22 protein-coding genes are annotated in these 24,318 nt (G+C 54.3%); 14 read left to right on the top strand and 8 right to left on the bottom strand.

The window, feature by feature from the left end:
- The first annotated feature begins 42 nt into the window (after nt 1–42).
- The 7 genes from F3J37_RS02815 to F3J37_RS02785 all read left to right on the top strand — a co-directional run bounded on the left by F3J37_RS02815 (nt 43) and on the right by F3J37_RS02785 (nt 7,812).
- Nucleotides 43–978, top strand: coding sequence for a D-ribose ABC transporter substrate-binding protein (locus F3J37_RS02815; protein ID WP_166931697.1), 936 nt, complete (start codon nt 43–45; stop codon nt 976–978).
- Nucleotides 979–1,022: 44 nt separating this feature from the next.
- Nucleotides 1,023–1,634: a DUF2291 family protein gene (locus F3J37_RS02810; RefSeq protein WP_166931694.1), complete on the top strand. Its 612-nt coding sequence runs from the start codon at nt 1,023–1,025 to the stop codon at nt 1,632–1,634.
- 9 nt (nt 1,635–1,643) lie between these two features.
- Nucleotides 1,644–3,164: a sugar ABC transporter ATP-binding protein gene (locus tag F3J37_RS02805; protein ID WP_166931692.1), complete on the top strand. Its 1,521-nt coding sequence runs from the start codon at nt 1,644–1,646 to the stop codon at nt 3,162–3,164.
- Between the two features lie 18 nt (nt 3,165–3,182).
- Entirely contained in the window at nt 3,183–4,250 is a 1,068-nt protein-coding gene (locus F3J37_RS02800; protein WP_034821800.1) for an ABC transporter permease, read from the top strand.
- Nucleotides 4,251–4,261: 11 nt separating this feature from the next.
- Nucleotides 4,262–5,059, top strand: coding sequence for an SDR family oxidoreductase (locus F3J37_RS02795; protein WP_166931689.1), 798 nt, complete (start codon nt 4,262–4,264; stop codon nt 5,057–5,059).
- Nucleotides 5,060–5,270: 211 nt separating this feature from the next.
- On the top strand, nt 5,271–6,707 hold the full coding sequence (locus F3J37_RS02790; protein ID WP_166931687.1) for a YchO/YchP family invasin: 1,437 nt from the start codon (nt 5,271–5,273) through the stop codon (nt 6,705–6,707).
- 85 nt (nt 6,708–6,792) lie between these two features.
- Nucleotides 6,793–7,812, top strand: coding sequence for a helix-turn-helix domain-containing protein (locus F3J37_RS02785; RefSeq protein ID WP_166931684.1), 1,020 nt, complete (start codon nt 6,793–6,795; stop codon nt 7,810–7,812).
- Here the strand turns inward: F3J37_RS02785 and F3J37_RS02780 are convergent.
- A complete protein-coding gene (locus F3J37_RS02780; protein ID WP_166931682.1) occupies nt 7,745–8,803 on the bottom strand; it encodes an alpha/beta hydrolase family protein in 1,059 nt (352 codons plus the stop codon). The two genes, F3J37_RS02785 and F3J37_RS02780, sit on opposite strands and share 68 nt — an antisense overlap.
- A 172-nt stretch (nt 8,804–8,975) precedes the next feature.
- Complete coding sequence (locus tag F3J37_RS02775) at nt 8,976–10,067, bottom strand: porin (protein WP_058959721.1); 1,092 nt, start codon at nt 10,065–10,067, stop codon at nt 8,976–8,978.
- Between the two features lie 888 nt (nt 10,068–10,955).
- On the opposite strand from F3J37_RS02775, the gene F3J37_RS02770 reads away from it, so the two are divergent.
- The 6 genes from F3J37_RS02770 (at nt 10,956) to spy (ending at nt 17,812) form a co-directional block, all read left to right on the top strand.
- A complete protein-coding gene (locus tag F3J37_RS02770; RefSeq protein WP_166931679.1) occupies nt 10,956–12,176 on the top strand; it encodes an aspartate aminotransferase family protein in 1,221 nt (406 codons plus the stop codon).
- Nucleotides 12,173–13,204, top strand: a complete 1,032-nt coding sequence (gene astA / locus F3J37_RS02765) for an arginine N-succinyltransferase (RefSeq protein WP_166931677.1) — start codon at nt 12,173–12,175, stop codon at nt 13,202–13,204. Before F3J37_RS02770 ends, astA begins: the two co-directional genes overlap by 4 nt.
- Nucleotides 13,201–14,667 (top strand): succinylglutamate-semialdehyde dehydrogenase, encoded by a 1,467-nt coding sequence (gene astD, locus F3J37_RS02760; RefSeq protein WP_166931675.1) that lies wholly within the window; start codon nt 13,201–13,203, stop codon nt 14,665–14,667. The genes astA and astD overlap by 4 nt, the downstream gene beginning before the upstream one ends.
- Nucleotides 14,667–15,995 carry an N-succinylarginine dihydrolase gene (gene astB / locus F3J37_RS02755; protein ID WP_166931672.1) on the top strand — a complete coding sequence of 443 codons (1,329 nt, stop codon included), beginning with the start codon at nt 14,667–14,669 and terminating at the stop codon, nt 15,993–15,995. Before astD ends, astB begins: the two co-directional genes overlap by 1 nt.
- A gap of 43 nt (nt 15,996–16,038) precedes the next feature.
- Nucleotides 16,039–17,034: a succinylglutamate desuccinylase gene (astE, locus tag F3J37_RS02750; RefSeq protein ID WP_166931670.1), complete on the top strand. Its 996-nt coding sequence runs from the start codon at nt 16,039–16,041 to the stop codon at nt 17,032–17,034.
- Between the two features lie 280 nt (nt 17,035–17,314).
- Complete coding sequence (spy, locus tag F3J37_RS02745; RefSeq protein ID WP_034821771.1) at nt 17,315–17,812, top strand: ATP-independent periplasmic protein-refolding chaperone Spy; 498 nt, start codon at nt 17,315–17,317, stop codon at nt 17,810–17,812.
- A gap of 78 nt (nt 17,813–17,890) precedes the next feature.
- Here the strand turns inward: spy and cho are convergent, their stop codons facing one another.
- From cho to F3J37_RS02730, 3 genes are all read right to left on the bottom strand, one after another.
- Nucleotides 17,891–18,751 carry an excinuclease Cho gene (gene cho / locus F3J37_RS02740; protein ID WP_166931667.1) on the bottom strand — a complete coding sequence of 287 codons (861 nt, stop codon included), beginning with the start codon at nt 18,749–18,751 and terminating at the stop codon, nt 17,891–17,893.
- Between the two features lie 112 nt (nt 18,752–18,863).
- The gene (gene nadE, locus F3J37_RS02735) at nt 18,864–19,691 is read right to left on the bottom strand and encodes an NAD(+) synthase (protein WP_058959728.1); all 828 of its coding nucleotides are present in this window, start codon (nt 19,689–19,691) and stop codon (nt 18,864–18,866) included.
- Nucleotides 19,692–19,808: 117 nt separating this feature from the next.
- On the bottom strand, nt 19,809–20,999 hold the full coding sequence (locus F3J37_RS02730; RefSeq protein ID WP_166931664.1) for a multidrug effflux MFS transporter: 1,191 nt from the start codon (nt 20,997–20,999) through the stop codon (nt 19,809–19,811).
- A 190-nt stretch (nt 21,000–21,189) separates the two neighbouring features.
- Between F3J37_RS02730 and osmE the strand changes: the two genes are divergently transcribed.
- A complete protein-coding gene (gene osmE, locus F3J37_RS02725) occupies nt 21,190–21,525 on the top strand; it encodes an osmotically-inducible lipoprotein OsmE (protein ID WP_166931661.1) in 336 nt (111 codons plus the stop codon).
- A 54-nt stretch (nt 21,526–21,579) separates the two neighbouring features.
- On the opposite strand, the gene F3J37_RS02720 is transcribed toward osmE, so the two are convergent.
- The 3 genes from F3J37_RS02720 to F3J37_RS02710 all read right to left on the bottom strand — a co-directional run bounded on the left by F3J37_RS02720 (nt 21,580) and on the right by F3J37_RS02710 (nt 24,297).
- On the bottom strand, nt 21,580–21,963 hold the full coding sequence (locus F3J37_RS02720) for a DUF6515 family protein (protein ID WP_034821757.1): 384 nt from the start codon (nt 21,961–21,963) through the stop codon (nt 21,580–21,582).
- Nucleotides 21,964–22,161: 198 nt separating this feature from the next.
- Nucleotides 22,162–23,553, bottom strand: a complete 1,392-nt coding sequence (locus F3J37_RS02715; protein WP_038647354.1) for an L-cystine transporter — start codon at nt 23,551–23,553, stop codon at nt 22,162–22,164.
- A gap of 153 nt (nt 23,554–23,706) precedes the next feature.
- A complete protein-coding gene (locus F3J37_RS02710; protein ID WP_166931658.1) occupies nt 23,707–24,297 on the bottom strand; it encodes a metal-dependent hydrolase in 591 nt (196 codons plus the stop codon).
- Between the last annotated feature and the right edge of the window lie 21 nt (nt 24,298–24,318).

The raw sequence follows: 24,318 nt of genomic DNA, 5'->3' as shown, positions 1-24,318 counted from the left end.
CTCAACCCTGCAATAACAACAAAACAATGAGAGAGCACGAACATGAAAAAACGTACCCTGTTATTCACTGCCATTGCCAGTTGCCTGATCGCCCAATCCAGTTTCGCTGCCGACAAAGGCACCATCATGATTCTGGTGAACTCACTGGATAACCCCTATTACGCTTCCGAAGCCAAAGGCGCCAACCTGAAAGCGCAAGAGCTGGGCTATAAAACCAGCGTGCTGTCGCACGGTGAAGACGTTAAGAAGCAGAGCGAACTGATCGATGCCGCCATCGGTAAAAAAGTGCAGGGCATTGTGCTGGATAACGCCGATTCCACCGCCAGCGTCGCAGCAATCAAAAAAGCCAAAGATGCGGGGATTCCGGTGGTGCTGATTAACCGCGAGATTCCTGTAGATGATGTGGCGCTGGTGCAAATCACCCATAACAACTTCCAGGCCGGCTCAGACGTCGCCAACGTGTTTGTTGAGAAGATGGGTGAAAAGGGCAGCTATGCCGAATTGACCTGTAACCTCGCGGACAACAACTGTGTCACCCGTTCGAAATCCTTCCACCAGGTGCTGGATCAGTATCCGGATATGAAATCTGTCGCACGTCAGGATGCGAAAGGCACCCTGATTGATGGCAAACGCATTATGGACAGCATTCTGCAGGCCCATCCCGATGTCAAAGGCGTGATCTGTGGTAACGGTCCGGTGGCGCTGGGCGCGATTGCGGCACTTAAAGCCGCAGGCCGCAACGATGTTACCGTGGTGGGTATCGACGGCAGCAACGACGAGCGTGATGCGGTAGAAAAAGGCGATCTGAAAGCTACGGTAATGTTGCAGGCGCAGGCTATTGCTGCGCAGGGCGTGACCGATCTCGACAACTTCATCCAGAAAGGGGTGAAGCCGGAGAAGCAGCGCGTGATGTTCCGCGGCATTTTAATCACCCCGGACAATGCTAAAGGCGTGCAGGACTTTAACTACAAGTCGTAATCAATAATCGGTGCGCCTGCACAGCAGGCGCCCAGGAGAATGTGATGCACAAACGACTCTGGTTACTGCTTCCTATCGTGATCCTTAGCGGTTGCCGCATTGTGTCGCAGCAGGAGCTGGCCGACCTGAAAAATCCCCCCAATCCTAAAATGGCCAATATTGCTCAGACCTGGCAGCAGAAACTGGTGCCGCAGATTCAGCACGATGCGAAGCCGGTGGCGGAACTGCTGAATGCGTTGAAGTCCGCCAAAGATTTTGACAGCGCCTGTCAAACCTACGGCTACCGCGCGCAGGAAGAGAACCCCTGTGTCTTTAGCGTCAAGGTCAGCGATGAGGTGACAGCGGTGAATACCACTTCGCGCAATGGCCGCATGACGGTGAAAGATGTTTCCGGCGATAACGTGACGGTGCAGGTCGGTCCGATTTTCCCTGGCACGGTGCTGCGTGATGCCTACAAAGGAGCCAGCTATCAGGACTTCAACGATCAGGTGCTGTTTGGCGACTACAGCCGCGCCATTAATCAGCAGGCAGCCAACATGATGAGCGCCTTCAAGCCCAAAGTCGGCGATAAGGTGCAAATTTCCGGCGTGTTTAGCAGCTTCGATACGCCTGAGCAGGTGCCGAATGTCACACCTGCTGCCATCGTGCGGCAGTAAGGAGCGGGTATGCAAAATCCTCAAAGTGACGTGATCATCGAAACCCGTAACGTGTCGCGTATTTATCCCGGCGTGACCGCACTCGATCAGGTGAATTACCGCGTCTATCGCAACAAAGTGAACGTGCTGATTGGCGAAAACGGTGCCGGTAAATCCACCATGATGAAGATGCTGGCGGGCGTGGAAACGCCTTCATCCGGTGAAATTCTGCTGGACGGAGAAGTGGTGTCGCTCAGCTCCACTCATCAGGCGGAAAAGCACGGTATCAGCATCATCTTTCAGGAACTTAACCTGTTCCCCAACATGAACGTAATGGACAACATCTTTATCGCCAATGAGTTTTTCCAGCGCGGTGTGATCAATGAAAAGTATCAGTACGCATTAGCAAAATCGCTGCTGGAGCGGCTGGAACTGGATGTTGACCCTTATGCACCGCTGGGCGAACTGGGGATCGGCCATCAGCAGCTGGTCGAGATCGCTCGGGCGCTGTCGAAAGATACGCGCGTGCTGATCATGGATGAACCCACCAGTGCGCTGAGCCAGTCTGAAGTGAAAGTGTTGTTCAACGTCATTGACCAGCTGAAGCGGCGTGGTGTGACCATCATCTATATCTCGCATCGGCTGGAAGAGCTGATGGAAATTGGCGATCACATCACCATTTTCCGTGACGGTCGCTTTATCAGTGAGCGAGAAGTGCGTGATGCGTCAGTTCCCTGGATCATCGAACAGATGGTCGGCGACAAGAAAAAACACTTCGACTACCAGCCCGCTGCACAGGGCGAAACGGTTTTGCACGTTAACGGCCTGACGGCGCTGCATCAGAATGGTGGCTATAAGCTCAATGATGTGTCGTTCTCACTGCGCAAGGGCGAAGTGATCGGCATTTACGGTTTGCTGGGCGCGGGGCGCACCGAGCTGTTTAAAGGGCTGATTGGCATGATGCACTGCCAGTCTGGCAGCGTCAGTTTGAATGGCGAAGTGCTGGATAAACGCAACTTCCAGCAGCGCCTGAAAAAAGGCATTGCGCTGGTACCGGAAGACCGACAAACCGAAGGCGTGGTGCAGTTGATGTCGATCACCGCCAACATGACGTTAAGCGATCTCAGCTTGCGCGGTTTTCGCCGTGCGCTGCGCTTACTCAATCCCCACAAAGAGCAGCGTCGCGTCGATGAAATGATTGGTCATCTCGCCATCAAAGTGAGCGATCCAGAACTGCCGATTACCTCACTCAGCGGCGGTAACCAGCAGAAAGTGGTGCTGGGAAAAGCGCTGATGACGGGCCCTCAAGTGGTTTTGCTGGATGAACCCACGCGTGGGATCGATGTGGGGGCCAAAACGGACGTGTACCACCTGATTGGCAATCTCGCACAGCAAGGTCTGGCGGTGATGTTCTCCTCTTCTGAACTGGACGAGGTGATGGCACTGGCCGATCGCATTCTGGTGATGGCCGATGGCCGTATTACCGCCGACTTACCGCGCAGCGCAGCAACGCGAGAAGCGCTGATAAGCGCCTCAACACCGCATGATTGAGCCGCAGGAGATCAATAAATGAACCAGAAATACCTGCTTTATATGTACTTGCTGAAAGCGCGAACCTTTATTGCGTTGCTGATCGTGGTCGGCTTTTTCAGCTTTATGGTGCCTAATTTCCTGACCACCTCAAACTTACTGATCATGACGCAGCATGTTGCCATCACCGGGCTGCTGGCCATTGGTATGACGCTGGTGATCCTTACGGGTGGCATCGATCTGTCGGTCGGTGCGGTGGCGGGCATTTGCGGCATGGTGGCGGGGGCGTTGCTCACCAATGGTGTGCCGCTATGGGGCGGCAACACGCTGTTCTTTAACGTGCCGGAAGTGATTCTGGTGGTGGCGCTGTTTGGCATTGTGCTGGGATTGATCAACGGCACCGTGGTGACGCGTCTGGGCGTGGCACCCTTTATCTGCACCCTCGGCATGATGTATGTGGCTCGCGGGGCCGCGCTGCTGTTCAACGATGGCAGTACCTACGCCAATCTGGTGGGGATGCCAGCATTGGGCAATACCGGTTTCGCGTTGCTGGGATCGGGCAGTGTGCTTGGCGTCTACATCCCAATCTGGTTAATGATCGGCTTCCTGCTGCTCGGCCTTTATCTGACACGTAAAACCCCGCTGGGCCGCTATATCTATGCCACCGGCGGCAATGAATCTGCGGCACGCCTGGCCGGTGTGCCGATCATTAAGGTCAAAGTGTTTGTCTATGCCTTCTCCGGTTTATGTGCTGCGCTAGTGGGATTGATCGTCGCATCCCAACTGCAAACCGCGCACCCGATGACCGGCAACATGTTCGAGATGGACGCCATCGGTGCAACCGTATTGGGCGGAACGGCGTTAGCAGGGGGGCGCGGGCGCGTATCAGGTTCGATCATCGGTGCCTTTGTCATCGTGTTCCTCGCCGATGGCATGGTGATGATGGGCGTCAGCGATTTCTGGCAAATGGTGATTAAAGGACTGGTGATCGTCACCGCCGTGGTCATCGACCAGTTCCAGCAAAAATTACAAAGTAAGGTGGTGCTGCTGCGCAGACATGAAAAAAAGCAGCAATCGGCCGCCCTGCCTGAAGCAACGCACGGATAACAGGAGGCAATATGACACGCGATTTTAGTGGGAAAACGGTGGTGATTACCGGCGCATGCCGCGGGATTGGCGCGGGCATCGCCGCACGATTTGCGCGCGATGGCGCTCGGCTGGTAATGGTGTCCAACTCGGACCGGGTATTCACCACAGCGCCGGCGCTGGAAGAACAGTATGGCAGCGAGATTCTGGCGCTGCAGGTGGATGTGACCAATGAGGCCGAAGTGCAGCAGCTTTATCAGCAGGCGGCGGAGCGCTTTGGCACCATTGATGTCTCGATTCAGAATGCCGGAGTGATCACTATTGATCGCTTTGATTCAATGCCAAAGAGCGATTTCGAAAAAATTCTGGCTGTGAACACCACCGGCGTCTGGCTGTGTTGCCGTGAGGCGGCAAAGTACATGGTGAAGCAGGGCAGCGGCAGCCTGATCAACACCTCATCCGGGCAGGGGCGACAGGGCTTTATTTACACGCCACACTATGCGGCCAGTAAAATGGGTGTTATCGGCATTACTCAGAGCCTGGCACTGGAACTGGCGCCGTGGCACATCACCGTGAATGCTTTCTGTCCGGGTATCATCGAAAGTGAGATGTGGGATTACAACGATCGCGTGTGGGGAGAAATCCTTAGCAGCGATAAAAAGCAGTATGGCAAAGGCGAGTTGATGGCGGAGTGGGTGGAAAATATTCCGCTGAAACGCGCCGGACAGCCGCAAGATGTCGCCGGGTTGGTGGCGTTTCTCGCGTCGGATGATGCGCGCTACATCACCGGCCAAACCATCAATGTGGATGGCGGGTTGATCTTCTCCTAATCGCAGCAGCCGTGAGCGCCTTGCGGCACTTCACGCAGGGCGCTCTGCGGAGCGATTTAGTGATCAATAGAAAATGATGCCTTTTGCTAATCAGGCAATGTCCTAATTCAGCCCGGCCTTTTCTGCAAAATCGGCAGAATGTGTTAGGGTATTCCAGTACAGTTTTGTGAGCCACTTCAAATTCTAAACTGGATAAAAGCCTGTTTTTGCTATGACATCTGTTTTCTCTGCTTTCAAATCACTGCGTATGTTGCCCGCTGCAACGGGGCTGCTTTTCACCGCGCCTGCTCTCGCGTTGGTGACTGACACGCATGTCGCTGATGCGCCCTTTAGCGATCCCGAACGCTTCCAGAAAATGGCCAGCGATCTGCCCGCACTTGGCTATGAAGATGAGAATGCGGCCTTCAGCAAAAATCTGGCGACCATCGCCAAGAGCATTGGTGAAGCCAGTCAGGACAGCACCAGTGACAACACTTTTGGTCATCAGGCGGGCATCTGGGCGTTTAACCATTTCCGCGATGAGGTGGCAAACCGCGTGGTGGATGAGGGCCAATCTCTGCTATCGCCTTATGGTAAAGCGCAGATCGATTTTAACGTCGATATGGACGGTAACTTCACCGGCAGTGGCGCCTCTCTGCTAACGCCGTGGGCCGATCGCTATCAATATCTGACCTTTAGTGAGGTGGGTTTTCACCAAACGGATGATGGGCTGGTGGGCAATATCGGCTTAGGACAACGTTGGACGGCGGGCAAATGGCTGCTTGGTTACAACGGTTTTGTCGACCGCATGTTCAACAGCGGATTACAGCGCGCTTCAGTGGGCACAGAAGCCTGGGGTGATTACCTGCGCTTCTCGGCTAACTACTACACACCGCTATCGGGCTGGCAAAACCGCGATCCCTTTCAGCAGCAGCGTTTAGCACGCGGCTACGATTTCACCACTCAGGGCTACCTGCCGTTTTATCGCCAGCTTGGTATGTCGGTGAGTTGGGAGCAGTATCTGGGCAGTGATGTGGATCTGTTTAGCAGCGGCAATACCTATCACAATCCTTCGGCGTTGACCTTTGGTGTGTCCTACACGCCGGTGCCGCTGGTGACATTTTCTGCCAGCCACAAAACCAGTAATGAAGGTGAAAGTCAGGATCAGCTGGGTTTACATCTTAACTATCGTTTCGGCGTGCCGTTGAGCCAGCAGTTGAGCGCCGACAACGTGGCAGAAGCGCGTTCGCTGCGCGGCAGCCGTTACGACATGGTGACGCGCAACAACACGCCGGTGGTGGAGTATCGTCAGCGCAAAACCTTATCGGTATTCCTCGCCACACCGCCATGGCAATTAAACGGCGGCGAAAGCCTGCCGCTGAAATTGCAAATCCGTAATGCGAATCCGATAACCAGGGTGACGTGGCAGGGCGATACCCAGGCGTTAAGCCTCACGCCGGGCGCTAATCCTAATGATCCGCAAGGCTGGAGCATCATTATGCCCGCGTGGAACAGTGCATCGGACGCCACCAACAGCTATCGTCTGTCTGTGACACTGGAAGACAGCAAGGGCAGCCGGGTGACCTCCAACTGGATTATGTTGCAAATTCAGGAACCGTTTAGCATCGATTCCGGTGAGGATAATCGCTTCGATTTGCTGGCGCCTTAAAAACGGTCATCGACGAAATTCCGGCCACTTCAGTGCATGAACCTGGTAATATAGCGGCTTATTGTCAAGAATGGATTCTTTTTGCATGCCTTCAATTCCGGTTCCGCTGGTTACGCTAATGGTGCTGCTAATTTTAATCGTGACCTTAGCGGCGAACGATAAGCAACGCCACCAAACCACGCTGCTATTTCTGGTCGTCTGCTCACTGTTACTGGCGGTGGGAGCATTACGTTGGATCTGGCCGTCAACACCACTCATGGCTTTGCGCGTGTTATTAGCAACGCTAATCCCGGCGCTGGCCTGGCACTGTTTCAGCCCGCATACGACTCATCAATATTCACTCTGGAAAATCGTCCCGCCCGCGCTGGCCATCATCATTATGCAGTGCTGGCCAGAAGCCATTGATAGCGCGCTATTTGTGCTTTATATCGGATACGGGGCGACATTGATTCTTATGGGCTTAGGCGGTGGGGATCGATTTAGCGATGCGCGCATTGGTGAAGTCGGGCTGGCGGCAAGAATGGCTCTTACCGCCGGTGTTTTTCTTTGCTTCTCTGGTATGACAGATTTGCTGGTGGCGCTCGAATTCACTTTGCATCAGGGCAAGCTTGTGCCGCAAATCATCGCGATACTGCAAAGTTTAATGCTGCCTTTGCTTAGTCTGGCGATTGTACTTGCAGCACGGACCCGCCCCCGGGAAGTGAGTATTGAGACAGTACTGCCCGATTCTTCTCCGTTGCAGACGCCTGAGCAGGCAGCCTTGTGCCTGCAACTGGAAAATCGACTGCGGCAGGATGACCTGTTCCTTAATACACAACTCACGTTGAATCTGTTAGCACGCAAATCCGGTATTCCCTCGCGTCATATCTCACGTGCGATCAATGCGACTTACCACTGCAATGTTTCTCAGTGGATAAATGGTTTTCGCATCGCTCATGCGCAGCAGTTGCTTCGAAGCAGTTCATTGCCGGTTACGGAGGTGATGCTGGCGTCAGGATTCGCCACTAAATCAAATTTCAATCGCGAGTTTTTACGCATTAGCGGACAGACGCCGAGTGCATTTCGTCAGCAGGCGGGTTCAATGCCGCTGTCAGAAAGCGAGTGATACGGGCGATTAACTCCTGATGAATATCGGCGCGGGTGCGGCTGCCTTGATCCCGGCAAACGAAGCCCTCACCTGGGGAAGATTGTTCGATTAACTCAGCACCATGAGGTTTACAGCGCTGCATAAAACTAAAGTGGGTTGCGCCTCTTATACGTGAAAACGATGTCTGTTGCGGCGGAAGATACTGCGCCAGATAACCGGATACCAGTGAGGCGGGAAGTTCAACACTGTCTTGTTCTGCGGATAACACCAGCACTGGCACAGAAACCCTTGACAGGCTCTCAGGTGTGAATCCGCGCGCCAGACCAAGATCAAGCGATACGGCCGCTTTAATACGTGGATTACGTAATTGAGCATCTAATAAAGAAGCGGTATTTGTATTGCTGATACCCAAAGTCTCGATTAATTGACAGTCTGCTAGTTGCGCGTGGTTCTGACAATCCTGAACAAATCTGTTCGACGAAAACCGGGCACCGATTAACTCCATTACTGTCCACCCTCCGAGTGAGTGGCCGATGGCGGCGATGCGCAACGAATCGACCTTTCCTGCCAGGTGTTCGTCTGCCAATAACCGATCCAGTACCCGGCTGATATCATCTGGACGCAGCCAAAGTTTCCGGGCAGTAGCAGGATCGTGATTCTCAGTTGTTGTACCGGGATGATTGGGGGCAGCGACGATATATCCCTGTACAGTGAGTGCATGCGCCAACCAGTTGAGGTTACGCCAGCTACCGCCATAGCCGTGAGACAGAAGGACTAAAGGATGCTGTCCTGGACGAGGCGTTGCATTGCGTAACATCGGCTCACCATAGAACACGGGGTTCTCACCCACATCTTCAAAGACGCCCGTGGCGGCAGTGGGATACCAAAACGCAACATTGAGCGGACGATTGCCCTGACTATCAAGTGTTATCTGACGAAAACCCGTTGCGGCCTGTGCAAGCGACGCACACATCATCAGCATAAGTGCACAAATACAAAATCGAATCATTAGCGTTGTCTCCATGAGTGTAAAATCATGAAGAGTAATAACGGAAACAGTCAGTTATCGCGTCCTCAATCACGATTGAGTACCTGTATAACGACAACAAAAAAGGGCAGCTTACGCTGCCCCTGGCTCATACCCAGCCGACACTAGCCGGTATGCAATGAGGGATACTCTCTTAGAACTGATACACCAGACCAACAGCAGTTACGTCGTCAGTGTTGATGTTCAACGCGTTATTATCTTTCAACAGGTTGATTTTATATTCTGCATAAGCAGACATGTTCTTGTTGAAGTAGTAAGTCACGCCAACGGCAACGTATTTGAACAGATCGGTATCGCCCACGTTGTTCTCAACATCTTTCGCGCGAGAAGACACATAGCCCAGTGAAGGACGCAGGCCGTTCAGGAACTGATACTGTGCAACGGCTTCAAAGTTAACCGCTTTGTTAGCGAAACCGTTGTTACCGATCGGCGTTGCATTCTGCGTTTCGCCATAGATGGTCGCCAGGTAAATCTGGTTAGCATCATATTTCAGACCGGCTGCCCAGCTCTGCGCTTTATCGCCACGGCCGTAGGTCGCGGTGTTCTGTGCAGTGACACGATCCAGATTAGCGTAAGCACCGACAAGGCTCAGGCCGAAATCGAAGTCATAAGAGGTTGACAGCGCAAAGCCGTCGCCATTCGAACGACGTACCGCCAGGTTGCTGGCAGTCGCGCTATCAGAGCGCTCGTTTTTGCCTTCGTACTGCGCGGCAAAGTTCCAGCCTTTCACCAGACCGAAGAAATCTTTGTTACGCCAGGTCAGCACACCGGTAGAACGGCCTGACAGGAAGGCATCGGTGTAACCTGAATCACCACCAAAGTACGGCAGCATATCGGTGTAACCCAGTACGTCATACACCAGACCGTAGTTACGGCCGTAGTCGATTGAACCAAACTGAGCCACTTTCAGGCCTGCAAAGCCCAGACGGGTTTTGTTGCCTGAGTTGGCATCGCTGCCTTCAGAGTTGCTCAGACTGTACTGGTATTGCCACTGACCATAGCCGGTCAGTTGGTCATTAATTTTGGTTTCGCCTTTAAAGCCCAGACGGGTATAAGAAGAAACTTCACCGTTTGCGCTGTCGTTATCCGAGAACAGATGCGAAACGTTGATTTTGCCGGTCAGGTCCAGCTTGTTGCCATCTTTGTTATAGATTTCGGCGGCCTGAGCCGAAGAAAGTCCCAGCAGTAAAGGCATCACTGCTGCCAGTAAGGAGCGCTTCATCATTTATAATTTACCCTGTGATATTTTTTAATTGTATCCCCGTCATCGGGGTGAAAAGAAAATGACACAAAAGGTTCAAGATCAACAGTGCAATATATGTAACTAAATATTTCCGATTGGCTTTTTGTGTGATTTTTAATCTTAACTTCCATTGTTCGGGATTTTACATTGGATAAACTTATCTCAATTCCGTCATGCATTTGACTAATCTAAATACATATAGCATTGTTTTTAATAGTTTTTAGTAAAATTAAAGAAAAGTAAATCACCGCATTTCTTTAAGGGTTAAATAGCACAAGCCTATGCATTATTGTTCAATAACAAATATAGAAAACCACCTAATCATTAGCATGGTAATTATCTGGTTAATCTCTTTGTATCCTTTTATTTCTGTTCTGATAATAACCTTAGTCACTAAATGTGGTTTAACTCACGTTTAATTAAATGGCTGTTCAAAATACAGCCAAATATGCAACAAGATTGTTAATTAGCGGCGAATCAGCGCTGCTTTTACTTACCCATCTGGCTGCACACTTCCTGCACACTCGCGCACCATAAATGCACAAGTTGCCCTAAAACAGGGCGACAGCCGCGACATTTTGGCGAAATATTCCCTGTGCGATCACAAAAGCGCTATTTCATTTTGTGAATGCATAAATCTGCTAAATAAATTGCTGCTCTCCCATCTCCATCAGACTGATATTCACTTTTTATGCATTTTATGTGAATAGTGACCTGGTGTAACTCATTGATATTGCGTAACCCAAACCCGTTTATGCATTTTTTCCGCTAGCTGGCACGCTTACTGCACTCTACAGTAGTGCTGCGACACAACAGATTTTAACAATTTTAAAACAATAGCTTCACTCAGGTGGAGCAGGAGAAATGGCTATGTCACTGCAGGTTTCACGTCACGATTTTGATCAATGGATGATGCCGGTATACGCCCCCGCGGCTTTCGTACCGGTGCGTGCTGCAGGCTCAACCCTTTGGGATCAGCAAGGTAAGGATTACATCGACTTTGCAGGCGGCATCGCGGTGAATGCTTTGGGACATGCACACCCGGCTTTGCAACAGGCACTGACCGAGCAGGCGAGTAAGCTGTGGCACACCGGCAATGGCTATACTAACGAACCTATTTTACGTCTGGCTAAACAGCTGATTGACGCCACCTTCGCCGATCGCGTGTTCTTCTGTAACTCCGGGGCGGAAGCCAATGAGGCTGCACTGAAGCTGGCCCGTAAAGTGGCGCACGATCGTTTTGGCGCAGAGAAAAATGGCATTGTAGCCTTCAATAATGCTTTCCACGGACGCACGCTGTTTACTGTTTCAGCGGGTGGACAACCGGCTTACTCACGTGATTTTGCACCGCTGCCTCCGGCGATTCAGCACGCCAACTTCAACGACCTCGCCTCTGCGGCAGCACTGATCAATGACCAGACCTGTGCCGTAATTGTTGAACCGATTCAGGGCGAAGGCGGCGTGTTACCGGCCGATCCTGCTTTCCTGCGCGGCCTGCGTGAACTTTGCGACAAATATCAGGCGACCCTGATATTCGATGAAGTACAGAGCGGCGTGGGTCGTACCGGTTCGCTGTATGCCTACATGCACTATGGCGTGACGCCGGACGTCCTGACCACCGCCAAAGCGCTCGGTGGCGGCTTCCCGATTGGCGCGATTCTTACACGCGAAGATCTGGCGCTGGTGATGGGCGTGGGCACCCATGGCACCACCTACGGCGGTAACCCGCTGGCGGGTGCCGTCGCTGGTAAAGTGATGGAGCTGATTAACCAACCCGATTTTATGGCGGGCGTGGCGCAGCGCCATCAGTGGTTTGTCGATGCTTTGCAGGAGATGAATCAGCGCCTGCCGATCTTTAAAGAAGTTCGCGGTCTCGGACTGTTGATTGGTGCCGTGCTGAATGAAGATTTTGCCGGGAAAGCGAAGCAGTTCAACCTGGCGGCGGCAGAAGAAGGTGTCATGGTGCTGATTGCCGGTGCCAACGTGGTGCGCTTCGCGCCAGCGCTGAATATCAGCGAAGCGGAAGTGAAAGAGGGACTGGCGCGCTTTGAACGTGCCTGCGCTCGTGTGCTTACAGGAGCTGCATCATGATGGTGATTCGCCCCGTCGAACGTGACGACCTTGCGCAGTTGCTGTCGCTGGCGGGCAAAACCGGGGGCGGCTTAACTTCGCTGCCCGCCGATAGCGATACACTGAAAGCGCGAATTGAGCGTTCTCTGCTCACCTGGCAGGGCGCGTTATCGCGTGCTGAACAAGGCTATGTATTTGTGCTGGCTGACAGCGAAGACAACCGTGCTGTCGGCATCTGTGCCATTGAGGTGGCCGTAGGCCTGCAAGACCCGTGGTACAACTTCCGTGTGGGCACCCAGGTGCACGCGTCGAAAGAGTTAAACGTTTATGCCAGCTTGCCAACGCTGTCTTTAAGTAACGATCACACCGGCAGTAGCGAGCTGTGCACCCTGTTCCTCGATCCCGATTATCGCGATGGCAAAAATGGCCATCTGCTGTCGAAATCCCGTTTCCTGTTTATGGCAAATTTCCGCGACCGCTTTATGAAGCATGTGGTGGCAGAGATGCGCGGTGTCAGTGATGACACCGGTCATTCCCCGTTCTGGGACAGCGTCGGTAGCCGTTTCTTCTCGATGGAGTTTCGTGAGGCCGATTTCCTCAGCGGCACCGGGCAGAAAGCCTTTATTGCCGAGCTGATGCCAAAGCATCCGCTGTATATCCACTATCTCAGCGAAGCGGCGCAGAAGGTGATTGGTGAAGTGCATCCGAAAACGGCCCCCGCGCGCGCCGTGCTGGAAGCCGAAGGGTTTCGTTATCTCAATTACGTCGACATCTTTGACGGCGGCCCAACGCTGGAGTGCGAGATTGATCGCATTCGCGCCATTCGTAAAAGCCATCTGCTTCAGGCCGAAGCCGGGGAAGCGGATGAAAGCTGGCCGCTGTGTCTGGTCGCCAACGGTGATTACCAGCATTTCCGCGTGGTGCTGCTGCCTGTCGATATGGCAAGCGGGAAAGTCCGCATCAATGAACATCAGCGCACGGCGTTGCGCTGCGATTATGGCGATGCATTGCGTGTGGTCACGTTGTGCCGCGAGGAGAAAAAAGCATGACGCACTTCATTAATGGTCAATGGCTGACAGGCGGCGCGGAAGCGTTAACCAAACAAAACCCGGTGAACGGTGAAACATTGTGGCAGGGTCGGGCAGCGACCGGTGCGCAGGTGGCGGCGGCTTGTGAAGCGGCGCGCGCGGCCTTTCCCGCGTGGGCACGCAGGCCGTTTGCGGAACGTCAGGCGGTAGTGGAAGCCTTCGCCACATTACTTGAAAGCCACAAAACTGCGCTGGCAGAGACCATTGCTAAAGAAACCGGCAAGCCGCGCTGGGAAACCCTGACCGAAGTGCAGGCGATGATCAATAAGATTGCCATCTCGGTGAAAGCCTACCACACGCGTACCGGAGAGCAGGCCGACGGCGAAAGTTCGCTGCGCCATCGTCCACATGGTGTGCTCGCGGTGTTTGGTCCTTACAATTTCCCCGGCCATCTGCCGAACGGTCATATCGTTCCTGCACTGCTGGCGGGTAACTGCGTGGTGTTCAAACCGAGTGAACTCACGCCGATGACCGCGGAAAAAACTGTCGAACTGTGGGATCAGGCGGGACTGCCAGCGGGCGTGATAGCGCTGTTGCAGGGCGCGCGCGAAACCGGGCAGGCACTGGCGCATGAGCCACAAATCGATGGCCTGCTGTTTACCGGCAGCGCCGCAACCGGCTATCACCTGCATCGTCAGTTTGCCGGGCAGCCGGAGAAAATGCTGGCCCTGGAGATGGGGGGTAACAATGCGCTGATTGTTGAAGATCCTTCAGACCTTGATGGTGCAGTACACATCGCGATTCAGTCTGCCTTTATTACCGCCGGGCAGCGCTGCACCTGTGCACGTCGTCTGCTGGTGAAAAGCGGAGCAGCAGGCGATGCCTTCCTGCAGCGTTTGGTGGAAGTGGCCGGACGTCTGCAACCTGGCGCCTGGAATGCTGAACCGCAACCCTTTATGGGCAGCGTGATTTCACCCGCCGCCGCCGGACATATTTACGCAGCCTGGCAGCAGCGTATCGATCTGGGCGGTAAGGTGTTGCTGGCGATGCACTGGCCCGACCGCGACAGCGCCATTATCACTCCAGGCATTATTGAGATGACCGACGTGGCGAAACTGCCTGACGAAGAGGTGTTTGGTCCGCTGCTGCAGGTGATCCGTTACGACGAGTACGATCAGGCGATTCGTATCGCTAACCAGACGCGTTACGGTTTGTCCTGTGGCTTGATTTCTCCGCAGCGTGCGCAGTTTGACCAGCTGCTGCTGGAAGCGCGAGCCGGCATTGTTAACTGGAACAAACCATTAACCGGTGCCGCTAGTTCAGCGCCGTTTGGCGGTGTGGGTGCTTCCGGTAACCATCGCGCCAGTGCCTGGTATGCTGCGGATTACTGCGCGTGGCCGATGGCATCTTTAGAGAGCCCAAGCCTGGCCTTGCCGGGCAGCTTATCGCCGGGACTCGATTTCTCCGCGGAAGGAACTGAATAATGAAAGCGTTTGAAGCCAATTTTGATGGTCTGGTCGGCCTGACGCACCATTACGCCGGGCTCTCCTTTGGAAATGAAGCGTCAACGCGCAATCAACTGCAGCCTTCAAACCCGCGCCTGGCCGCAAAGCAGGGCCTGCTGAAAATGAAGGCGCTGGCGGACATGGGCTACGTGCAAGGGGTGATCCCTCCGCATGAGCGGCCGAATATCCCGCTACTGCGCCAGCTCGGTTTTGCTGGCTCGGACGAACAGGTACTGGCGAAAGCGGCTCAGCAGGCGCCGCAGCTGTTGTCTGCTGCCAGTTCTGCCTCGGCAATGTGGGTGGCCAATGCCGCCACTGTATCGCCTTCGGCTGATAGCGCCGATGGCCGCGTGCACTTCACCGTGGCTAACCTCAACAATAAATTCCACCGTGCCATCGAAGCGCCGGAAACCGCCGACTTGCTGCGCGCCATTTTCCGCGATCCGCAACATTTCAGCGTGCATGATGCTTTGCCACAAGTGGCGCTGTTTGGCGATGAAGGTGCCGCCAACCATAACCGCTTTGGTGCGGACTACGGCGATGCGGGTGTTCAGCTGTTTGTTTATGGTCGTGATGGTCAACAGCAGGGTGCTGCACCGGCACGTTACCCGGCACGTCAGACGCGGGAAGCCAGTGCCGCGGTGGCGCGCCTGCATCAGCTCGACGACGATCGCACGCTGTTTGCACAGCAAAACCCGCTGGTGATCGATCAGGGCGTATTCCACAACGATGTCATCGCCGTCAGCAACCAGCAGGTGCTGTTCTGCCATGAAGAGGCGTTTGTCGATCAGCCGGCGTTATTACAACAGCTGGCTGCGCGGGTGCCCGGTTTCCAGCCGATTGTGGTGCCGCGCGATAAAGTGTCAGTAGCCGACGCGGTGAATACCTATCTGTTTAACAGCCAACTGTTGCAGCATCCTGAAGGTGGCATGCGACTGGTGCTGCCAGAAGAGTCACGCCAGCACGCGGGTGTATGGCGCTATTTGACCGGGCTGGTGGAGAGCGGCGGGCCGATTCGTGAGCTCACGGTGTTCGATCTGCGTGAGAGCATGTGCAACGGCGGTGGGCCAGCTTGTTTGCGTTTGCGCGTGGTACTGAATGAAGCGGAGCGTCAGGCCCTGAATCCAGCGGTATTGATGAATGATCGCATGTTCAACACCCTGAACAGCTGGGTGGATCGCCACTATCGCGATCGCCTCACCCAAACCGATTTGGCCGATCCGCAATTACTGCGTGAAGGACGCACCGCGCTGGATGAGCTGACACAGCTGCTAGACTTAGGCAGTGTCTACGCATTTCAGCGTTAACCTCAGAGGGTAAGTGAAGCTTCTGAGTTGAAAAGGAGTGTACATGCAGGATTTTCTACAACAAACCCTGTCAGGTAAGCCGCCGCAGCAGCGGCAGGGCAGCAATGCCCATTTACAGTGGCAGTGGCATGATGAGGGCATTCTATCCCTGACCCCCCATGCACCGACGCATCAGGCGCTGGTGCTGTCAGCGGGCGTGCACGGCAACGAAACGGCCCCGGTTGAGATTCTTAACCTGTTGCTGACGCCACTGCTACGCGGAGAACAACCGTTAGCGGTGCGCTTGCTGGTGATATTGGGCAATCCCGATGCGCTACGTAGCGGCAAGCGCTATCAGCAATATGACATTAACCGTTTGTTCGGAGGGCGCTGGCAGAAGGTCTCCGATTTGCCTGAAGCTCAACGCACGCTGCGGCTGGAGCAGGCGCTGGAACAGTTCTGGCGCGAGTGTCGCGATCATGAAGTGCGCTGGCATCTCGATCTGCATACCGCGATTCGCGGCTCATACCATGCGCGTTTCGGCGTGATGCCGCTGAATCCTCAGCCGTGGCCGCAGGACTTCCTGCACTGGCTGGCGGCGGCTGAGCTGGAAGCGCTGGTGTTTCATCGTTCTCCAGGCGGCACCTTTACCCATTACAGCTGTGAACATCACGATGCGGCCAGCTGCACGCTGGAGCTGGGTAAAGCGCTGCCGTTTGGTGAAAATGATCTCAGCCAGTTTGCGGCCGTGCAGCTGGCGCTGGCAGCATTGTTGTACGGTGAGCCACTGCCAGAGGTGCGGGAACAACCCCGCCACTATCGCGTGGCGCAGCAGATTACCCGCCACGGTGACGCGTTTGTGCTGCACATGGGGCCAGAGACCCTGAATTTCACTGCCTTCCCGCAAGGCACGTTGCTGGCAGAAGAGGGGGAGACGCGCTACTACGTGCAGCAGGCGCGCGAATATGTGCTGTTTCCCAACCCAAATGTTGCCGCAGGACTGCGTGCTGGCTTGATGCTGGTGGAAGAAAACGAGCAAACGCAGGCACTGACGTTATAAATAAGGTGGGTGAAGAAAATTCACCCATTTTTCCCTTCCGCAAATCCGACAATACCGTTACACTCCTCCTTAATTCCTGCGCATTTCCCTTTGATTGTCATACTCTTTTGCAATTCCTCACGTATTTCTTCTCTTTCTCTCCATGATTGCCTGATTACTGTCTTTTATGCTTTCAGGGCTTTACTCAGACTCTGAGTAGTTGACGTTTGGCGTCGTATGCTTGTTTCCGAAGACGCGACACACCTTGTCGTCATGAAACTGAATAGTAAGGACAAATATTATGCGTAAACTCACTTCCCTGTTCCTGGCTACTGCAATGGCTCTTGGTGCTGCCAACATCGTCCACGCTGCAGCGGACAATCTGACACCACCGCCAGCAGGTAGCGAAAAACCGATGCACAAGCCGCCAATGCATCATCACGGTATGGAGATGATGTTCAAAGGCCTGAATTTAACGGATGCGCAGAAAGCGCAGATCAAGACCATCATGCGTGACAGCCATAAAGAGATGAAACGTCCATCTCTGGAAGAGCGTCGTGCCAACCACAGCATCATCGCTTCAGATACTTTCGATAAAGCGAAAGCCGAAGCGCAGGCTGAGAAAATGACCGCCAACGCGAAAGATCGTGCGGTGAGCATGATGGAAACACAGAACAAGATTTACAACGTGCTGACGCCTGAGCAGAAAAAACAGTACAACGCCAACTTTGAGAAACGTCTGACAGAGAAAGGCCCGCATGACGGTAAAATGCCGCCACCGCCGGCTGATGGTGAATAAGCCGTTTAGCTAATCGGTTTGAGACCGCCGACGTTGTCCACTGCATCTGATGCTTTGGGCAGCGTCGGCGGTTTTGTTTTAGAGTTCAATCAGCGGGAAAACCCCGGACAGTAGCGGGCGGCACAAAATTTTATAGCCGTCATGATCAAAACCCTGGCGTGCGCGCTGCAGTTGGCGGGCCTCTGCTTCGGTAGCGACCGAACCGAGCCAGAACCAGTGATCGATGACGTGAATCTGCGTCATCTCCGTGCCCACTTCCACCATGCCAATCGGGCCTTGCCACGGCCAGCACACCACGCGCATCTGTTCCAATGCCTCATGCAACCGTTGCTGATGGGCTTCAATGGATTCGTTGCCGCAACACGCCCCAGCGCAGCGTTTTAGTGCGGCGCGAAAACAGCCACGTCCCGGCGTTAAACGCTCCAACCCCAACAATCCATGGCACAGGCGCTGTTCATCGGCGATCGTCTTGAGTTTTTCCATGGCCGCAAAGCGACTGCGAAATAAGCCGTAGAGATTCGGTGAGCACGAGAAGTCGAGATCTTTGGCGTACACCACCTGCGGAGGGCCATCGCCAAGCTGCAATGAACACAGCTGACGATTTTTGCGCAGGCGCTTATTAAACAGCGGCTGTTGGGTTTTGATCATCTGCGCTTCCAGCAGTTGCGCGCCAAGATCGCCCGCGGTAGGGATCCAGGTGACGCGTCTCGCCTGGCGCAACATGTTGGCTTCGTCCGGGGTGCGAAAATGCGACATCACCCGACTGCGCAGGTTGACGCTTTTGCCGATATATAACGGCAGGTTAGCGCTGTCACCGTGAAAGGTGTAAACGCCAGGCTGATTGGGCAAACCTTCCAGCCATTGGCGTAAATGTTCGGGATATTGATAAATCGCGGCCGCATCAAATTCGAGGCGGTGGCTGGCTGCACGTCTGACCAAAACACACTCCGATTACTGGTTGTCTGTCCAGTATATCAGCGTGATGCTTTTCTCGCCAGTCAGCGGCAGGAGGAGGGCGTTTCCCGCGACAGCGGCGGGAAACGTAGAGCGGTTACTTTTTCCAGAAGTCGTCGAACACGGTGATCGGCGGACGACGTTTGTGTTCGGTTTTCAGATACCAGCCTTCAATGATCTTCGCGGCGGCGGCATCGATGGTTTTGCCTTCCAGATAAGCGTCAATCTGTTGATAGGTGACGCCGAGTGCCACTTCGTCCTGCAAGCCAGGACGATCGTCTTCCAGATCGGCAGTAGGATGCTTCAGATACAAGTGTTCCGGGCAGCCGAGGGTTTTTAACAGCTGTTTTCCCTGACCTTTGTGCAGGCGGAAAATCGGGTTGATATCGCTGCCGCCGTCACCGTATTTGGTGAAGAAACCGGTCACGGCTTCGGCCGCATGGTCGGTGCCCACCACCACGCCTTTGGTCATGCCGGCGATGCTGTATTGTGCCTTCATACGCTCACGCGCTTTTTCGTTGCCGCGCACGAAATCGGAAACCACGATGCCCGCCTCTTTCAACGCGCGCTCGCTGGCGAGAATCGCTTCCTTGATATTCACGACCAAGGTGCGATCCGGCTGGATAAACGCCAGCGCATCCTGACAATCCTGCTCATCGGCCTGCACGCCATACGGCAGACGTACCGCAATAAAGGTGTAATCTTTGTCGCCGGTCTCTTCACGTAACTCGCGAATGGCGGTTTGTGACAGAATGCCGGTTAGCGTAGAGTCCTGTCCGCCGCTGATGCCGAGCACCAGGGTTTTCAGGAATGGATTGGCTTTCAGGTAGGATTTCAGAAAATCGACGCTGACGCGGACTTCCTGTTGCGGATCGATAACGGGTTTAACACCCAACGCTTCAATGATTTCCTGCTGCAGTGACATGAACCTCTCCTCAAGTCAGTAGCCTGACGGCACAATACGAATCATCTGCTAAAGCTAACGCCTCCGCTGGCAAACAACAAGCCGCATGGCTTGTTGTCGCACTTATTTGCAGGCTTTTCAGGCGCTTTTCGGTTTTTGCGCCAACAGGATGAACATCAAAATTGCCAGCATAAAGCAGCCAAAGATAGTGCCCGTCATGCTCAATACTGAGGTGCCGCCCAAACCGGTGACGGGCACGCTAATGGCACCTAAGGTGAACATGGTGACGCCAATCACCGCCGAGGCGCTGCCTGCACGGTGTCCCTGACTTTGCATCGCCAATGACGAAGCCGTAGTGGCAATCACACCGTTACTGGCGATGGTGAAGAACAGTGCCAGCAGAATGATTGGCAATGGTGCACCGGTCAGGCCAGCTAATAGCAAGCAACCTGACGCCACGAACGCCAGCGTCAGTCCACCTTTCAGCACGCGATATTCACCCCACAGCGGGCACAAGCGTGCACTGGTTTGAGATGCAATAATCAGGCCGAAGCCATTGGCGGCGAAGCAGAAGCTAAACGCCTGCGGCGACAGGCCATAGATTTGCTGTAATACAAACGGGGAAGCGCCAATGTAGGCAAACATGCCGGACATCATAAAGCCCTGCGTCAGGCAGAAGCCCATGAAGGGACGATGAGTGATCACCTGGCCGAGTGCTGCCCAGGCTGAAAAGATCGAGCCCTGACTGCGACGTTCGGCGGGCAGCGTTTCGTGCAGTTTCCAGCGCGCAAGGAAGACCAGCAGTACGGCGATACAACCGAGCACCACAAAAATGCCGCGCCAGTTCAGCACCGTCATTAACACGCCGCCGAGTACCGGCGCACCAATCGGCGCCAGACCATTCACCAGCATCAGTAGGGCAAAGAAACGCGTCAGTTCATGGCCGCTGTACATATCGCGTGCGATGGCGCGTGACAATACCGCACCGCCAGCGCCCGCCAGGCCTTCAAACAAGCGAGCCACCAGCAGCGAGTGAATGTCTTTTGCCAGCGCGCAGCCAATTGAAGCGATAAATAACAACACCAGTGACAGCATCAGGGGGCGAATACGGCCAAATTTGTCGCTCATCGGCCCAAACAGCAATTGTCCTGCGCCGAGGCCCAGCAAACCTGCAGTTAAACTTAACTGCGCGGTGGCGGTTTCGGTGTGCAGATCGCGCGCCAGTTCAGGTAAGGCAGGCAAGTACAGGTCGATGCAGAGCGGCCCGAGTGCCGCAAGCAGGCCCAGCGTAATGGCGTAAACCAACCGATTAGAGTGTGCAGGTGTCATTGATCCTCTGTTTTCTTGATGTCTTGAGATTTTTTTTCCGGGGGATTATACGAAGCGCGAAGCGGCAACACAGCAACTTTACGAAAAACTAACGCTTCAGAATGGGCTTAAAGCGAAGCCATTGAGTTGATAAATCTGGATTTATGTTCCAGGCTTAGTGTGACATGGACAAAGAATGAGGAATATAAAGATGAATAAAGTGCTGGGATGTATCGCTGCCGCTGTGACGCTGGTAGCCCTGTCTGGTTGTACGACTTATGACAAAGCAGAAAGCTATGTGACTAAGCCGGTGGTTAAGGATGTGAAAAAAGGAATGACACGCGATCAGGTTCGCCAGATTGCGGGTGCGCCATCAACTGAAATCACCATGGTACACGCCCGTGGTACTTGCCAGACCTATATACTCGGCGAGCGTGATGGTAAAGCACAGACCTACTTTGTCAGTTACAACGATGTGGGCCGTGTCATGAACTACGGTTTCCAGAGCTGTAAAGACTACGATACCGATCCGCAAGCTGCTCAGTAATTCTTGCCGAATGCAAAAAGGCCCGTCAATGACGGGCCTTTTTTCGTTTAACGCTTACAGTCCGTAAGGGCGTGGCACTTCAACATAATTGCCGCCCATCTCACGCTGATAGTAGTGGCCTTCCTGCACGTAATAGCGTTTCCCGTTGAAATCGAGTACGCGCATCCCGCCTTCTGGCGGCGCTTCAGGCGCCTGAACCACCACGTAGGTATCACCCTGACGCTGGTAGTAGTTGCCATTCAGCATGTAATAAGTGAGACCGCCTATCAGCACCGCTGTCGCCGCCTCAGGTAAGAAGCGCAGCGGACCAGGACCGCCCCAACGTGGGCCACCACCCCAATGTGGACCTGGGCCGGGGCCCCAGCCGTAAGGGTGGGCAAAACTAATGGCGGGCGTTAATAAGGTTAACGCCAGCACCGAGGCGATAACGTTTTTCATCGGTGATTCTCCTGCTATGACTGATAGCAGAATTAGCCTTCTGACGACAAAACTCAAGTGAAAAGTGGCTGATTTTTCGTCTGTTTACCATGCTTAACGCTTTCCTGACGCTAGCGCCACGATCGGGGGGAATTGCGGAGTTTCAGCCATAAAAAAACGGCAGGCGATGAGGCCTGCCGTTGTTCTGCTGCGTTGGAATTAGCGATGCGCCAGTTCAGCGTGCTCGTCGCTTTCCAGCACTTTTTTATCGGTCAAACCGAGCCAGCGGCTGGTGAGTGAACCGGCCGTCATCGAACCATTGACGTTCAATGCGGTACGGCCCATGTCGATCAGCGGCTCAATGGAAATCAGCAGCGCAACCAGGGTCACCGGTAAGCCCATCGCAGGCAGCACAATCAGCGCGGCGAAGGTGGCACCGCCGCCTACACCGGCAACACCGGCTGAGCTCAGCGTAACGATACCGACCAGCGTAGCAATCCACATCGGATCAAACGGGTTGATGCCGACCGTTGGCGCAACCATCACCGCCAGCATGGTCGGGTACAAACCGGCGCAACCGTTCTGACCAATGGTGGCACCGAAGGAAGCCGAGAAGCTGGCAATCGATTCGGGCACACCAAGACGGCGCGTCTGCGTTTCGACGTTCAGCGGAATGCTGGCCGCACTGGAACGGCTGGTGAAAGCGAAGGTGATCACCGGCCATACTTTGCGGAAGAAGCGCATCGGGTTGATGCCGTTCACTGACAGCAGCAGGGCGTGCACGCCAAACATGATCGCCAGACCGAGATAAGAGGCCACCACAAAACCACCCAGCTTGATGATGTCCTGCAGGTTAGAGCCCGCCACCACTTTGGTCATCAGCGCCAGCACACCGTACGGCGTCAGCTTCATGATCAAACGCACCAGTTTCATCACCCAGGACTGCAGCGTATCAATTGCCACCAGTACGCGCTCGCCTTTGACTTTGTCATCCTTCAGCAACTGCAATGCAGCCACGCCGAGGAAGGCAGCGAAGATCACCACGCTGATGATCGAGGTGGGGTTAGCACCCGCCATATCGGCAAACGGATTTTTCGGGATAAAGGAGAGCAGCAGCTGCGGCGTGCTGAGATCGGCAACCTTGCCTACATAGTTGCTCTGGATCGCGCTCAGACGTGCGGTTTCCTGCGCACCCTGCACCAGACCTTCTGCGCTCAGGCCAAACAGCCCGGTGACCATCACACCCACCAGCGCGGAGATCGCGGTGGTGAACAGCAATACGCCAATGGTCAGCACGCTGATCTTGCCGAGTGAAGAGGCGTTATGCAGACGCGCTACCGCGCTCAGGATTGACGCAAACACCAGCGGCATCACAATCATCTGCAGCAACTGGACATAACCGTTGCCGACAATGTTGAACCAGCTAATTGAATCCTTCACCACCGGGCTGTTTTCGCCATAAATGGTTTGCAGCGCCAGACCGAACAGCACGCCAATCACTAAGCCAGTCAGCACGCGTTTCGACAAGCTCCAGCTTTGGTTGCCAATACGATTCAAAAGAATCAGCAACGCAACGAAGGCGATGATATTAATAATGAGGGGAAAATCCATACTCGACTCCAGAGGTGTGCCGCGCAGCACGTTTGGCTGGCACGGAAAACAGTAAGTTCCCGTCAGGGAATGTCAGGAATGTTACCAGTTCAGGAAAGTGCAGGCTTATACTCAAAAGGAATGGTTTATAACTTTATTGATTGATTTGCCTGGTTATTGACCGCCTTGGCCATTAACTAGCCGACCGACACCATTTTGCAGCGTATTAAACAGTTGCTCGGGCCAACCGTTGGCACCAAAAGAGGGCATACCTGCGGGAAACCACAATGCATATCCGACCAATGCGAGGCAAAGTGCGCGCTCCAGTTGATTGCCTTTCTGGCTATTGAGCAGCGGCAAACGGAAACGCCAGCGGCACGGCCACAGCAAGGGGACGCCTGCGGGGGTCAACATGTCGGCGACGATGTGACTGAGATAACCCAGCGTCATCCCCTGTAAGACATCAGCAGGCAGGAACCAGTCCGCCGGAACGTTAATCTGGAATAGCCACAGGCTGATCGCTACCGCCAGCAAACTGTGGGTAAATCCACGATGACCAAAGGCGCGCGCAATGGGTTGTGAGATCCATTTCAGGCGCTGGCCTAACACAGATTTAGGATGGTCAATATCAGGCAGCAGACAGGTCAGCAGTGCAGCAGGCACGAGATGCCACCAGTCGGCGCTGGCCATCACTGGCGTCAGCTCCGCACGCTTAGCAAAAATCGCGCTGGCAATGGCAAAAATGATATGGCCTTCGGCCGTCATGATGAAACCTGGCTGCAAAAA

Origin of the sequence: Candidatus Pantoea communis, assembly GCF_011752685.1 — a bacterium.
Taxonomy (GTDB): Bacteria; Pseudomonadota; Gammaproteobacteria; order Enterobacterales; family Enterobacteriaceae; genus Pantoea; species Pantoea communis.
This window is presented reverse-complemented; position numbering and strand designations above follow the sequence as displayed.

Bases quoted from the DNA above. Each gene is read 5' to 3' on its own strand.
- F3J37_RS02815 (WP_166931697.1), top strand. From the start codon at position 43: ATGAAAAAACGTACCCTGTTATTCACTGCCATTGCCAGTTGCCTGATC.
- F3J37_RS02810 (WP_166931694.1), top strand. From the start codon at position 1,023: ATGCACAAACGACTCTGGTTACTGCTTCCTATCGTGATCCTTAGCGGT.
- F3J37_RS02805 (WP_166931692.1), top strand. From the start codon at position 1,644: ATGCAAAATCCTCAAAGTGACGTGATCATCGAAACCCGTAACGTGTCG.
- F3J37_RS02800 (WP_034821800.1), top strand. From the start codon at position 3,183: ATGAACCAGAAATACCTGCTTTATATGTACTTGCTGAAAGCGCGAACC.
- F3J37_RS02795 (WP_166931689.1), top strand. From the start codon at position 4,262: ATGACACGCGATTTTAGTGGGAAAACGGTGGTGATTACCGGCGCATGC.
- F3J37_RS02790 (WP_166931687.1), top strand. From the start codon at position 5,271: ATGACATCTGTTTTCTCTGCTTTCAAATCACTGCGTATGTTGCCCGCT.
- F3J37_RS02785 (WP_166931684.1), top strand. From the start codon at position 6,793: ATGCCTTCAATTCCGGTTCCGCTGGTTACGCTAATGGTGCTGCTAATT.
- F3J37_RS02780 (WP_166931682.1), bottom strand. From the start codon at position 8,803: ATGATTCGATTTTGTATTTGTGCACTTATGCTGATGATGTGTGCGTCG.
- F3J37_RS02775 (WP_058959721.1), bottom strand. From the start codon at position 10,067: ATGATGAAGCGCTCCTTACTGGCAGCAGTGATGCCTTTACTGCTGGGA.
- F3J37_RS02770 (WP_166931679.1), top strand. From the start codon at position 10,956: ATGTCACTGCAGGTTTCACGTCACGATTTTGATCAATGGATGATGCCG.
- astA (WP_166931677.1), top strand. From the start codon at position 12,173: ATGATGGTGATTCGCCCCGTCGAACGTGACGACCTTGCGCAGTTGCTG.
- astD (WP_166931675.1), top strand. From the start codon at position 13,201: ATGACGCACTTCATTAATGGTCAATGGCTGACAGGCGGCGCGGAAGCG.
- astB (WP_166931672.1), top strand. From the start codon at position 14,667: ATGAAAGCGTTTGAAGCCAATTTTGATGGTCTGGTCGGCCTGACGCAC.
- astE (WP_166931670.1), top strand. From the start codon at position 16,039: ATGCAGGATTTTCTACAACAAACCCTGTCAGGTAAGCCGCCGCAGCAG.
- spy (WP_034821771.1), top strand. From the start codon at position 17,315: ATGCGTAAACTCACTTCCCTGTTCCTGGCTACTGCAATGGCTCTTGGT.
- nadE (WP_058959728.1), bottom strand. From the start codon at position 19,691: ATGTCACTGCAGCAGGAAATCATTGAAGCGTTGGGTGTTAAACCCGTT.
- F3J37_RS02730 (WP_166931664.1), bottom strand. From the start codon at position 20,999: ATGACACCTGCACACTCTAATCGGTTGGTTTACGCCATTACGCTGGGC.
- osmE (WP_166931661.1), top strand. From the start codon at position 21,190: ATGAATAAAGTGCTGGGATGTATCGCTGCCGCTGTGACGCTGGTAGCC.
- F3J37_RS02720 (WP_034821757.1), bottom strand. From the start codon at position 21,963: ATGAAAAACGTTATCGCCTCGGTGCTGGCGTTAACCTTATTAACGCCC.
- F3J37_RS02715 (WP_038647354.1), bottom strand. From the start codon at position 23,553: ATGGATTTTCCCCTCATTATTAATATCATCGCCTTCGTTGCGTTGCTG.
- F3J37_RS02710 (WP_166931658.1), bottom strand. From the start codon at position 24,297: ATGACGGCCGAAGGCCATATCATTTTTGCCATTGCCAGCGCGATTTTT.